13 protein-coding genes are annotated in these 12,462 nt (G+C 71.3%); 6 read left to right on the top strand and 7 right to left on the bottom strand.

The genetic code is table 11. From position 1 onward, the window contains the following. Nucleotides 1–25: 25 nt before the first annotated feature. The 5 genes from acs to AB0C66_RS12905 all read left to right on the top strand — a co-directional run bounded on the left by acs (nt 26) and on the right by AB0C66_RS12905 (nt 5,535). On the top strand, nt 26–1,987 hold the full coding sequence (gene acs, locus AB0C66_RS12885; protein WP_362436471.1) for an acetate--CoA ligase: 1,962 nt from the start codon (nt 26–28) through the stop codon (nt 1,985–1,987). A 233-nt stretch (nt 1,988–2,220) separates the two neighbouring features. Further along, complete coding sequence (nhaA, locus tag AB0C66_RS12890) at nt 2,221–3,612, top strand: Na+/H+ antiporter NhaA (protein ID WP_362436473.1); 1,392 nt, start codon at nt 2,221–2,223, stop codon at nt 3,610–3,612. 105 nt (nt 3,613–3,717) lie between these two features. Next, a complete protein-coding gene (locus tag AB0C66_RS12895; RefSeq protein ID WP_362436475.1) occupies nt 3,718–4,209 on the top strand; it encodes a phage holin family protein in 492 nt (163 codons plus the stop codon). After that, entirely contained in the window at nt 4,206–5,132 is a 927-nt protein-coding gene (locus tag AB0C66_RS12900; RefSeq protein WP_362436477.1) for an alpha/beta hydrolase, read from the top strand. Before AB0C66_RS12895 ends, AB0C66_RS12900 begins: the two co-directional genes overlap by 4 nt. Before the next feature lie 199 nt (nt 5,133–5,331). Beyond that, nucleotides 5,332–5,535 (top strand): hypothetical protein, encoded by a 204-nt coding sequence (locus tag AB0C66_RS12905; RefSeq protein ID WP_362436479.1) that lies wholly within the window; start codon nt 5,332–5,334, stop codon nt 5,533–5,535. 127 nt (nt 5,536–5,662) lie between these two features. Here the strand turns inward: AB0C66_RS12905 and AB0C66_RS12910 are convergent, their stop codons facing one another. From AB0C66_RS12910 to nth, 3 genes are read right to left on the bottom strand one after another with little or no spacing between them, the layout of a single operon-like run. Next, on the bottom strand, nt 5,663–6,862 hold the full coding sequence (locus tag AB0C66_RS12910) for a MarP family serine protease (RefSeq protein WP_362436481.1): 1,200 nt from the start codon (nt 6,860–6,862) through the stop codon (nt 5,663–5,665). Nucleotides 6,863–6,874: 12 nt separating this feature from the next. Then, nucleotides 6,875–7,558: a CoA pyrophosphatase gene (locus AB0C66_RS12915; RefSeq protein ID WP_362436483.1), complete on the bottom strand. Its 684-nt coding sequence runs from the start codon at nt 7,556–7,558 to the stop codon at nt 6,875–6,877. Beyond that, nucleotides 7,555–8,445: an endonuclease III gene (nth, locus tag AB0C66_RS12920; RefSeq protein WP_362436485.1), complete on the bottom strand. Its 891-nt coding sequence runs from the start codon at nt 8,443–8,445 to the stop codon at nt 7,555–7,557. Before nth ends, AB0C66_RS12915 begins: the two co-directional genes overlap by 4 nt. Before the next feature lie 249 nt (nt 8,446–8,694). Between nth and AB0C66_RS12925 the strand changes: the two genes are divergently transcribed. Continuing rightward, entirely contained in the window at nt 8,695–9,369 is a 675-nt protein-coding gene (locus tag AB0C66_RS12925) for a Crp/Fnr family transcriptional regulator (RefSeq protein ID WP_046088179.1), read from the top strand. A gap of 363 nt (nt 9,370–9,732) precedes the next feature. On the opposite strand, the gene AB0C66_RS12930 is transcribed toward AB0C66_RS12925, so the two are convergent. From AB0C66_RS12930 to AB0C66_RS12945, 4 genes are all read right to left on the bottom strand, one after another. Beyond that, on the bottom strand, nt 9,733–10,563 hold the full coding sequence (locus AB0C66_RS12930; RefSeq protein ID WP_362436488.1) for an MBL fold metallo-hydrolase: 831 nt from the start codon (nt 10,561–10,563) through the stop codon (nt 9,733–9,735). Continuing rightward, nucleotides 10,560–11,690, bottom strand: coding sequence for an NUDIX hydrolase (locus AB0C66_RS12935; RefSeq protein ID WP_362436490.1), 1,131 nt, complete (start codon nt 11,688–11,690; stop codon nt 10,560–10,562). The genes AB0C66_RS12930 and AB0C66_RS12935 overlap by 4 nt, the downstream gene beginning before the upstream one ends. A gap of 123 nt (nt 11,691–11,813) precedes the next feature. Beyond that, on the bottom strand, nt 11,814–12,278 hold the full coding sequence (locus AB0C66_RS12940) for a RidA family protein (RefSeq protein WP_362436491.1): 465 nt from the start codon (nt 12,276–12,278) through the stop codon (nt 11,814–11,816). Then, entirely contained in the window at nt 12,275–12,433 is a 159-nt protein-coding gene (locus AB0C66_RS12945; protein WP_003967454.1) for a DUF4177 domain-containing protein, read from the bottom strand. Before AB0C66_RS12945 ends, AB0C66_RS12940 begins: the two co-directional genes overlap by 4 nt. Nucleotides 12,434–12,462 lie beyond the last annotated feature (29 nt).

A 12,462-nucleotide genomic window follows, 5' to 3' on the forward strand; every position in this document is an offset into this window, starting at 1 on the left:
GGACACCCTGGGAATGGGAGATGTCGTGAGCAACGAAAGCCTGGCCAACCTTCTTCGGGAGGAGCGTCGCTTCGCGCCGCCCGCCGAGCTGGCCGCCGGCGCCAATGTCACCGCGGAGGCGTATGAGCGGGCGAAGGCGGACCGCCTGGGCTTCTGGGCCGAGCAGGCCCGTCGGCTGACCTGGGCGACCGAGCCGAACGAGACACTTGACTGGTCCAATCCGCCGTTCGCGAAGTGGTTCGCCGACGGCAAGCTCAATGTCGCGTACAACTGCGTAGACCGTCATGTCGAGAACGGTTTGGGCGACCGTGTCGCGCTCCACTTCGAGGGGGAGCCCGGCGACACCCGCTCCCTGACCTACGCCGACCTCCAGCGCGAGGTCTCCCAAGCGGCGCACGCCCTGACCGAGTTGGGCGTCGAGACGGGCGACCGGGTCGCCATCTATATGCCGATGATCCCGGAGACCGTCGTCGCGATGCTGGCCTGCGCCCGTATCGGCGCCCCGCACTCCGTGGTCTTCGGCGGCTTCTCGGCCGACGCTCTCGCCACCCGCATCCAGGACGCCGACGCCCGCGTCGTCATCACCGCCGACGGCGGCTACCGCCGCGGCAAGCCGTCCGCGCTCAAGCCCGCCGTCGACGAGGCCCTGACCCGTCCCGGCACCGAGAACGTGCGCAGCGTGCTGGTGGTCCGGCGCACCGGCCAGGAGGTGGCCTGGGCCGAGGGCCGCGACGTGTGGTGGCACGAGATCGTGGACCGTCAGCCGGAGCAGCACACCCCCGAGGCGTTCGACGCCGAGCACCCGCTGTTCATCCTCTACACCTCGGGCACGACCGGTAAGCCGAAGGGCATTCTGCACACCACCGGCGGCTATCTCACCCAGGTCTCCTACACCCACCACGCCGTCTTCGACCTCAAGCCGGAGTCGGACGTCTTCTGGTGCACGGCGGATGTCGGCTGGGTCACCGGCCACTCGTACATCGTCTACGGCCCGCTCTCCAACGGCGCCACGGAGGTGCTCTACGAGGGCACCCCGGACACCCCGCACCAGGGCCGCTGGTGGGAGATCGTCCAGAAGTACGGGGTCACCCTGCTGTACACCGCGCCGACCGCGATCCGCGCCTGTATGAAGTGGGGCGACGACATCCCGGCCAAGTTCGATCTGTCGTCGCTGCGGATCCTCGGCTCGGTCGGCGAGCCGATCAACCCCGAGGCATGGATCTGGTACCGCAAGCACATCGGCGCGGACCGGACGCCTGTGGTGGACACCTGGTGGCAGACCGAGACCGGCGGCATGATGATCACGCCCCTGCCGGGGGTCACCGCCACCAAGCCCGGCTCGGCGCAGGTCCCGCTCCCCGGCATCGCCGCCACCGTCGTCGACGACGAGGCGCACGAGGTGCCGGACGGCGCCGGCGGCTATCTGGTGCTCACCGAGCCATGGCCGGCCATGCTCCGTACGATCTGGGGCGACGACCAGCGCTATCTGGACACCTACTGGTCCCGCTTCGAGAACCGCTACTTCGCGGGCGACGGCGCCAAGAAGGATGACGACGGCGACATCTGGCTGCTCGGCCGGGTCGACGATGTGATGCTGGTGTCCGGCCACAACATCTCCACCACCGAGGTCGAGTCGTCGCTCGTCTCCCATCCCAAGGTCGCCGAGGCCGCCGTGGTCGGTGCGACGGACCCGCAGACCACCCAGGCCATCTGCGCCTTCGTCATCCTGCGCGGTGGCGCGGCCGAGGACGAGGGCCTGGTCGAGGAGTTGCGGGCGCATGTCGCCAAGCAGCTCGGCCCGATCGCCAAGCCCAAGCGGATCCTGCCGGTGGCCGAGCTGCCCAAGACCCGCTCCGGCAAGATCATGCGCCGTCTGCTGCGCGATGTCGCCGAGAACCGCGCGCTGGGTGATGTCACCACGCTCACCGACTCCTCCGTCATGGAGCTGATCCAGACCAAGCTGCCATCGGCGCCCAGCGAGGACTGAGCGGAGCTGACCGCCGAGCGAGGACTGAGCGGTCAGGTCGGCGTCGGCGCACCGGGTCACCGCGGTGCACGGATGAGGGGCGCCCCCGCCCGGCGGGGGTGCCCCTCACGCATCCGGGTTAAAGTTGAGGTCAGTCGCGTCAAGGCCGCGACAAGAAGATGAGGCGCGCCGGGAAGTCTGGTCGGCACACAGGATCTGTGTATCCGTTCCCACCGACCCCAGGAGGCTCCCCCGTGGCCGCGCCCTCCCGCCGCACCTTCCTCGGACGCCAGTCGCTGCCCGAGCGGACGTTCGTCACGGACGCGCTGCGTACCGAGACCGTCGGCGGGGTCATCCTGCTCGTCGCCGCGATCGCCGCGCTGATCCTCGCGAACACCCCGCTCAGCGACGTCTACGCCGATGTCAGGGACTTTTCCTTCGGTCCCGAGGCGCTGCATCTGCATCTGTCGGTCGCCTCCTGGGCCACCGACGGGCTGCTGACCGTCTTCTTCTTCGTGGCCGGGATCGAGCTCAAGCGTGAGCTGGTCGCCGGCGAGCTGCGCGATCCCAAGGCGGCGGCGCTGCCCGTGGTCGCGGCCGTATGCGGAATGGCCGTCCCCGCGCTGGTCTACGTGGCCGTCGGCGCGGCCGGAGGCGGCAGTCTCCAGGGCTGGGCGGTGCCGACCGCCACCGATATCGCGTTCGCGCTCGCCGTCCTCGCCGTCATCGGCACCGCGCTGCCCGCCGCCCTGCGCGCGTTCCTGCTCACTCTGGCCGTCGTCGACGACCTCGGCGCGATCCTGATCATCGCGGTCTTCTTCACCAGGAACATCCACTTCCTGCCCCTGGTGCTGTCCTTCGCCGGGCTCGCCGTCTTCTGGCTGCTGCACCGCAAGGGCGTGCGCGGCGGCTATGTCTATGTGCCGCTCGCCCTGGTGATCTGGGCCCTGATGCACGCCAGTGGGGTGCACGCCACCGTCGCGGGCGTCGCAATGGGTCTGATGCTGCGCTGCACCGTGCGCGAGGGCGAGGAGCACTCCCCCGCCGAGCGGATCGAGCACCGGGTACGGCCCCTGTCGGCCGGTCTCGCCGTACCGCTCTTCGCCCTCTTCGCCGCCGGTGTGCCCCTCTCCAGGGGCGCGGTCGCGGATGTCTTCACCCGCCCCGAGACGCTCGGGATCGTCCTCGGCCTGCTGGTGGGCAAGACCGTCGGTGTCTGGGGCGGCTCCTGGCTGGCCGCCCGCTTCACCAAGGCCGAACTCAACGAGGATCTGGCCTGGGCGGATGTGTTCGCGGTCGCCTCGCTGGCCGGAATCGGCTTCACCGTCTCCCTCCTCATCGGCGAACTCGCCTTCGCCGAGAACCCGGTGCTCGCCGAGGAGGTCAAGGCGGCCGTGCTCATCGGCTCGCTGTGCGCCGCGCTGGTCGCGGGCATCCTCCTCAAGCTGCGCAACAACAGGTACCGGCGGCTGTGTCAGGAGGAGGACCGGGACGACGACATGGACGGCATCCCCGACGTCTATGAACTCGACAGCCCGGAATACCACCTTCGGATGGCCGCGATCCACGAGGCGAAGGCCGCCGAGCACCGGCGGCTTGCCGAAGTGGCTGCCGCTGGGGACTCCGGCGACGATGGTCCGGCATGATCTGAGAGGCTTGACACCCGCGGAATCGCGCAGAAGAGGCAGCAAGTGCGCACCACGCGGCACATCGCAGGAGCGGAAGACGCACAAGAGCAGAGGGAGATGGCGATGAGCGCAGCCGACGACGGCGGCAACCGCGGCCTCGGCCAGGACGACGGCGGCAACCGCAGCCTCGGCCAGCTGATGGCCTCGGCGACCACCGAGCTGTCCGCGCTGGTGCACGACGAGATCGCGCTGGCCAAGGCCGAGCTCCGGGTGGGGGCCAAGCGCGCCGCGGTCGGCAGCAGTGCCGGGATGGTGGCCGGTGTGCTGCTGCTGTTCTCGCTGCCGGTGCTCAGCTTCGCCCTCGCCTACGGTCTGCGCTCGTGGACCGGTCTCGGCCTCGCCTGGTGCTTCCTGATCGTGGGCGGCATCTACTGGCTGATCGCCGGGATCCTGGGTCTGCTGGCGATGGTGAAGTTCAAGAAGGTCAAGCCGCCGAAGCGGTCCATCGCCTCGTCCAAGGAGACGGCCTCGGTCCTGGGGAGCGTCAAGCCGCATCCGCGCGCTTCGAGCAACGGCGGACGCTCCGCACGGGATGTGACACGCTCGTCGGCATGACCGCCCCTGATACCTCCGCGTCGGTCGTCCGGCTCGACGGCCCCTGGACCCACCGGGACGTCGCGGCGAACGGCGCGCGCTTCCACATCGCCGAGCTGGGTGACGGCCCGCTGGTGATGCTGCTCCACGGCTTTCCGCAGTTCTGGTGGACCTGGCGGCACCAGCTGACCGCGCTCGCCGACGCCGGCTACCGGGCGGTCGCCATGGATCTGCGCGGGGTGGGCGGCAGCGACCGTACGCCCCGTGGTTACGACCCGGCCAACCTCGCGCTCGACATCACCGGGGTGGTGCGCTCGCTCGGTGAGCCGGACGCCGCGCTCGTCGGCCATGACCTGGGCGGGTATCTGGCGTGGACGGCCGCGGTGATGCGGCCGAAGCTGGTCCGGCGGCTCGCGGTGGCCTCGACGCCGCATCCGCGCCGCTGGCGCTCGGCCATGCTCGCCGATATGCGGCAGACCACCGCCAGCTCCCATATCTGGGGCTTCCAGCGGCCCTGGCTGCCCGAGCGCCGGCTGGTCGCGGACGACGCGGCGGCGGTGGGCGAGCTGATCCGCGACTGGTCCGGTCCCCGGCTGCCCGACGACGAGGCGGTGGAGATCTACCGGCGGGCGATGTGCATCCCGTCCACCGCGCACTGCTCGATCGAGCCGTACCGCTGGATGGTGCGCTCGCTGGCGCGGCCGGACGGTTTCCAGTTCAACCGGCGTATGAAGCGCCCGGTGCGGGTGCCGACCCTGCATCTGCACGGATCCCTCGACCCGGTGATGCGCACCCGCAGTGCGGCGGGCTCCGGGGAGTATGTGGAGGCGCCCTATCGCTGGCGGCTCTTCGACGGGCTCGGTCACTTCCCCCACGAGGAGGACCCCACGGCCTTCTCCACCGAGCTGATCAACTGGCTGAAGGACCCGGAACCGGACCGCTGAGCCCGCCCGTTGGGCATCGTCGCGGGTATCCACCGACCCCGGCCGAGCACCGCTGAGTGTGGTCCGGTGTGCGGATAGCGACCACCCCGCGGCCGCCGTGCGAACAGGTGTCTTACGAACGGCCAATTGCCTGCCGCATAGGCCAATTGCCGCAGCCAGCGGCGATTACGGACCTTGGGCCAGGGGCAGACTCCGGCGTATGGGCTGGACTCACGACTTCCGTGACGCACCAAGCGGCCGCGGCCCCGAAGCCGCCGCTGCTGCCAATGCCGCGCTGACCGTTTCCGAGCGGGGCGGCTCCGGGCCTATCCAAGGCCATGACCCCACCATCGGGATTCCCCGCATCATCCGCCGCCGTGCCCGCTGGGTGTCGGCGCGGCTGCGTCATCCACGCAGTCGCTAGCACCACCGGCACCGCCACCACCTGCACCGTCACCGTCCACCGACGGCAGCTCCGTCATGCCCGGCGGGCATGGGTGCCCGGCCCCCGTGCTCCACCTAGCGGCTCCGCTGGAGGGCGCACCCCTGGCTTAGAGGGCGCACCCCTGGCTGTCCACCGGCTGCTCGGCCGTACGCCCTTCCTCGGCGTCCTTGGCCACCTCGTCCGCGGTCAGCGCGTACCCGGTGTCCGCGTCGTCGAGGGACTTGGCGAAGACGACGCCGTAGACCCGGCCCGTCGGGGTGAGCAGCGGGCCTCCGGAGTTGCCCTGGCGCACGGTCGCGAACAGCGAGTACACATCGCGGTCGACGGTGCCCCGGTGGTAGATGTCCGGGCCGTTGGCGTCGATACGGTCGCGGACCCGGGCCGCGCGTACGTCGAAGGCGCCGTTCTCCGGGAAGCCGGCGACGATCGCGTCATCGCCGCTGTCCGCGTCCTCCTGGGCGAACTGGAGCGCCGGTGCGCGCAGCGAGGGCACATCGAGGACCGCGATATCGCGCTTCCAGTCGTAGAGCACGACCTTCGCGTCGTAGAGCCGGCCCTCGCCGCCTATCTGCACGGTCGGCTCATCGACCCCGCCGACGACATGCGCGTTGGTCATCACCCGGTTCGGGGCGTAGACGAAGCCGCTGCCCTCCAGCACCTTGCCGCAGCTGGGAGCGGTGCCGACGACCTTCACGATGCTCCGCTGGGCCTGGGTGGCCACCGGGGACTGAGCCAGCGCGGGGTCCGGCTGCGGCACCGAGGTGATCCGCTCATTGGCGAAGGGCGAGAAGACCTGCGGGAAGCCGTTCTGGGCGAGCACCGAGGAGAAGTCGGTGAACCAGGTGTTCGCCTCGTTGGGGACGACATGGTCGACTCCGAGGAGCACCTTCGAGTTGCGGACTTCCTTGCCGACCGTGGGCAGCGAGGTCCCGGCCACCAGGGAGCCGATCAGCCAGGCGACCATCAGCATCGCCAGGACGTTCACCAGGGCGCCGCCCGTGGCGTCCAGGGCGCGCGCCGGTGACCAGGTGATGTACCGGCGCAGCTTGTTCCCCAGGTGGGTGGTGGCCGCCTGCCCGACCGAGGCACAGACGATCACCAGGGCGAGCGCCATCACGGCGCCGAACGTGCCGGGGGACGCTCTGTCGGTCGCGCCGTCCCAGATAACGGGCAGCAGATAGACCGCGACCAGCCCACCGCCGATGAACCCCGTCACCGACAGCACACCGACGACGAAGCCCTGGCGGTAGCCGATGATCGCGAACCAAACGGCGGCGAGCAGCAGCAGGAAGTCCAGCACGTTCACCGAGACACCGTCTCATGCACGCCAGTCGAGTGGGACGCGCTTGGCGCGGTCCCAGGGCTGTTCCCATCCCGCGAAATGCAGAATGCGATCGATCACCCCGGCGGTGAAACCCCAGACCAAAGCGGATCCGACCAGGAACGCGGGCCCTGTGTGACCGCTCGGATGCACAGTGGTTGCCCGATTCGCCGGATCCGTGAGATCCGCCACGGGAACCGTGAAGACGCGGGCCGTCTCGGCCGGATCCACCGGCCCGACCGGGCTCGGGCGGTGCCACCAGCCGAGGACCGGTGTGACCACGAACCCGCTGACCGGGATGTAGAGCCGGGGCAGCACGCTGAAGAGCTGAACGCCCTCGGGGTCGAGCCCGGTCTCCTCCTCGGCCTCGCGCAGCGCTGCGCGCAGCGGCCCGGAACTGTCCGGATCGCCGTCCTCCGGATCGAGCGCACCACCGGGGAACGACGGCTGGCCCGCATGGGAGCGCAGCGAACCGGACCGCTCCATCAGCAGCAGCTCGGGGCCGTGCGCGCCCTCCCCGAAGAGCACCAGCACGGCGGACGGGCGGCCTCCGGTCCGCGGCGGCAGAAACCGGCTCAGCTGGGTCGGCTCGATCGTCTCGGCCGCGCGGGCCAGGGGCAGCAGCCACTCGGGCAGCCCCTGCGCGCTGACGCGCACCCCTCCGCCGTACGTGCTCGTCACTCGGCGGCTCCCAGCGGGGCCGCCGGACGGCCCGGATAGTCGGCCGGGGGACGCAGCCGCTGCCCGGGCTGGCCGCCCATCTCGTACTTCAGCAGCTTCCTCGCCTTGTCCGGGTCGGTCTCGCCCTCCCCGTACGACGGGCAGAGCGGGGCGATCGGGCAGGCGCCGCACGCGGGCTTACGGGCATGGCAGACGCGGCGGCCATGGAAGATGATGCGGTGCGAGAGCATCGTCCAGTCGCTCTTCGGGAAGAGCGCGGCGATCTCCGCCTCGACCTTCTCCGGATCCTCCTGGTCCGTCCACTTCCAGCGCCGCACCAGCCGCCCGAAGTGGGTGTCCACGGTCAGCCCCGGCACCCCGAAGGCATTACCGAGCACCACATTGGCCGTCTTACGGCCGACGCCGGGCAGGGTGACCAGGTCCTTCAGCCGGCCCGGCACCTCACCGCCGAAGTGATCGCGCAGTGCGGCGGACAGCCCCAGCAGCGACTTGGCCTTGGCGCGGAAGAAGCCCGTTGGCCGGATCAGCTGCTCCAGGACCTCGGGGTCGGCGGCCGCCATGTCCTCGGGGGTCGGATAGGCGGCGAAGAGCGCGGGGGTGGTCTGGTTGACCCGCAGATCGGTGGTCTGTGCGGACAGGACCGTGGCGACCAGCAGCTGGAACGAGTTCTCGAAGTCCAGCTCGGGGTGGGCGTACGGGTACACCTCGGCGAGCTCGCGGTTGATCCGCCGGGCCCGGCGGACGAGGGCGGTCCGGGACTCGGTCTTGGTACCGGCCTTGCTCTTGTGCCGGGGCGGGGAGGCGGAGGCGGAGGCGGCCGTGGACGCCGTGGTGGATTTGCGCGGCTTCGCCGCTTTCGCCGATTGCTCGGAGCGCTGTTCGCCCACAGCAGAATTACGAGGTGCGGCCACCTGTCCGGCCCCCTTGCCCTGTGCTCTCACCGGCGTATTGGACACCCGGCCAGCCTAAGCCCAGCCACCGACATACGGCCCGGCCAGAGCCGAGAGGGCGCCCAATCGGACCCCCACCGTTCGGTCCGGAAGACCGGTGCGTCAAACTTGTGATTGATCGCACTGTTTTACCGTCCGGCATCATGGGGACGACGGTCCCCTGTGCATGTCGACAAGGAGAGACTCGTGGACGACGTTCTGCGGCGCGCCCCGCTTTTCGCGGCGCTCGATGACGAGCAGGCCGCTGAGCTGCGCGCCTCCATGGGAGAGGTCACCCTCGCGCGGGGTGACGCACTCTTCCACGAAGGGGACCCCGGCGACCGGCTGTACGTGGTCACCGAGGGCAAGGTGAAGCTCCACCGCACCTCTCCCGACGGCCGCGAGAACATGCTGGCCGTGCTCGGCCCCGGCGAGCTCATCGGCGAGCTGTCGCTGTTCGACCCCGGCCCGCGCACCGCCACCGCCAGCGCCCTCACCGAGGTCAAGCTGCTCGGCCTCGGCCACGGCGACCTCCAGCCCTGGCTGAACGCCCGGCCCGAGGTCGCCTCCGCGCTGCTGCGTGCGGTGGCCCGCCGTCTGCGCAAGACCAATGACCAGATGTCCGACCTGGTCTTCTCCGATGTCCCCGGTCGCGTGGCCCGCGCCCTGCTGGACCTCTCGCGCCGCTTCGGCGTGCAGTCGGAGGAGGGCATCCACGTCGTCCACGACCTGACCCAGGAGGAGCTGGCCCAGCTGGTCGGCGCCTCCCGCGAGACCGTGAACAAGGCGCTCGCCGACTTCGCGGGCCGTGGCTGGCTGCGGCTGGAGGCCCGCGCCGTGATCCTGCTCGACGTCGAGCGGCTGGCGAAGCGCTCCCGCTGACGGAACGACCCCGGGACCGCATCCCGGAAGTCGCCTCCCGCACCGCGGAAGACAGAGAAGACACAGCCGAAGGGCCCCTGCCGGAATCTCCCGGCCGGGGCCCTTCGGCCGTTCTCGGCTGTTCGCCCCCTCGTCCGCGGCACGAGCCCGGAACGCGTTCGGGGGCGCCCCGGGACGCTTCCGGTCGGCCAGGGGCCCGGCCAGAACCAATGACGCGCCCCACGCGCCCCTGGACGCCTTCACGCGGGCGCGCGCACCTACGCAGGGGGCGCGCAGCCATCCGACAAGCGCCGGGCCGTACCGCCGCGTCCGCCTCGCCCGCCGCACCAGTCGCGTCCGCCTCGACGGCCGCGTCTCCGCCGCTCAGATCAGCCCGTGCTCCCGCAGATAGTCCAGCTGTGCCCGCACCGACAGCTCCGCCGCGGGCCAGAGCGACCGGTCCACATCCGCGTACACATGCGCCACGACCTCCGCCGGCGTGCGATAGCCGTCCTCGACGGCCGTCTCCACCTGCGCCAGCCGGTTCGCCCGGTGCGCGAGGTAGTACTCCACCGCGCCCCGCGCGTCGTTCAGTACCGGCCCGTGGCCCGGCAGCACCGTGGACACCCCGTCGTCCACCGCCAGCGAGCGCAGCCTGCGCAGCGAGTCCAGATAGTCGCCGAGCCGCCCGTCCGGGTGCGCGACCACGGTCGTACCGCGCCCGAGCACCGTGTCACCGGTGAGCACCGCCCCGTCCGCCGGGAGGTGGAAGCACAGCGAGTCGGCCGTGTGGCCGGGTGTGGGCACCACCCGCAACTCCAGCCCGCCGGTGGTTATGACGTCCCCCAGCTCCAGCCCCTCGTCCCCCAGCCGCAGCGCCGGGTCCAGGGCACGCACCCGGGTCCGCGTGAGCTCCGCGAAGCGCGCCGCGCCCTCCGAGTGGTCCGGGTGGCCATGGGTGAGCAGCGTCAGCGCCACGCGCTTGCCCGTCCGCTCCACCGTGGCGATGACCTCGGCGAGGTGGCCCTCGTCGAGCGGCCCGGGGTCGATGACCACCGCGAGGTCGGAGTCCGGCTCGGCGACGATCCAGGTGTTGGTGCCGTCCAGCGTCATGGGCGAGGGGTTGGGGGCCAGGACGCAGACGGCCCGGTCGGTGGCCGGGCCGCCGATCGCGCCTCCGCGCGGCTGGCCGGGCAGCGAGGCTGCGTTGGTCATGCGGAGGATCCCCCCGTGGTGCCCGTCTGGATGTGCTTGGTGAACTCGTCGTGTCCCGGCCAGCTCAGGACCAGCTCGCCGTGCTCCAGCCGCGCCTGCGCGAGGACCGGGGTCAGATCGCGGTCGGCGGCCCCGGCCAGCGCCTCGCCGACCGAACCGTACGGCCGCAGCTGGCGCAGTGTCGCGATGGTCGGCGGCATCATCAGCAGCTCGCCCCGGTCGTAGCCGTCGGCCGCCTCACCCGGCCGGATCCACACCGTCCGGTCCGCCTCGGTGGAGGCGTTACGGGTGCGCTGCCCCCGCGGCAGCGCAGCCACGAAGAACCAGGTGTCGTAGCGGCGGGGTTCGAACTCCGGGGTGATCCAGCGGGCCCAGCAGCCCAGCAGGTCCGAGCGGAGCACCAGCCCGCGGCGGTCGAGGAACTCGGCGAACGACAGGTCCCGGGCCACCAGCGCCGCGCGGTCCGCCTCCCAGTCGTCGCCGGTGGTGTCCGCGACGACCGTATGAGGGGTGGGCCCGGCGAGCAGCACCCCGGCTTCCTCGAACGTCTCGCGGACCGCCGCGCACACGATGGCCTGGGCCTGCGTCGCGTCGTTCGCCTCGAGCCCCAGCCGCCGCGCCCACTGGGCGCGCGAGGGCCCGGCCCAGGCGACCATCCGCTCGTCGCGCGGATCGACGGAGCCGCCCGGATAGGCGTACGCGCCTCCGGCGAAGGCCATGGAGGCGCGTCTGCGCAGCATGTAGACGGCGGGGCCCCCGGGGGCGTCCGGCCCGTCGTGTCCGTCCCGCCCGTCGCGTCCCTCGTGCCCGTCGCGTACGGACCCCTCGGGCTCACCGGGCACCGCGGACGCACCGCTCTCCCGGGTCTCCCCCGCTTCTTCGGTCTCCTCGGTCTTCCGGGTCTCCCCGGTCCCTGTGGTTCCCCCGTCGCCCCCGGCACCCCGCTCGGCAGTCTCGGACCGCTCGGGTGCGGACGCGCCGTCCCCGTCCCGCCCGTCCTGTCCGTCCCGCAGCAGCAGCACGGTGGCGGCCCGGCGGGGTGTCACCGGTGTGAGCTCACCGGTCGACAACAGCCGGATCCGCTCTGGCCACTCGGGCGGGTACCACTGGCCATTCGTAGTGGACATGGCCGGATGCTATGCGTTTGTGGGCGGATGTTCGAGGGGCACCCACCGCACCTGCCCCGCCCCGGCGGCCGGACGCGGCCGATGCGCCAGCCGGATCCGGTTGACGCATCCGCCGGACAGGACCTAGTCCGCGACCTCGACCTGGATCTCGACCTCGACCGGCGCGTCGAGCGGCAGCACCGCCACGCCGACCGCGCTGCGCGCGTGCACACCCGCGTCGCCGAGGACCTGGCCCAGCAGCTCACTCGTGCCGTTGACGACGCCCGGCTGTCCGGTGAAGTCGGGTGCCGAGGCGACGAAGCCCACGACCTTGACCACCCGCACGACCTTGTCGAGATCGCCGATGACCGACTTCACGGCGGCCAGGGCGTTCAGCGCGCAGGTCCGCGCCAGCTCCTTGGCCTCCTCCTGGGTCACCTCGGCGCCGACCTTGCCGGTCACCGCCAGCTTGCCCTCCACGAGCGGCAGCTGACCCGCCGTGTAGATGTACGAACCGGTGCGGATCGCGGGCACGTACGAGGCGAGGGGCGCGGCGACCTCGGGCAGCGTCAGACCGAGTCCGGCGAGCTTGGTCTCGACGGCGCTCATGCCTTCTCCCGCTTCAGGTAGGCCACCAGCTGCTCGGGGTTGTTCGGCCCCGGAACGACCTGGACGAGCTCCCAGCCGTCCTCGCCCCAGGTGTCCAGAATCTGCTTGGTGGCGTGCACGAGCAGCGGCACGGTCGCGTATTCCCACTTCGTCATGAGCCGACTGTAATGCCTCTCCGCCGGGC

It is taken from the genome of Streptomyces sp. NPDC048636 (assembly GCF_040650655.1).
Classification (GTDB): domain Bacteria; phylum Actinomycetota; class Actinomycetes; order Streptomycetales; family Streptomycetaceae; genus Streptomyces.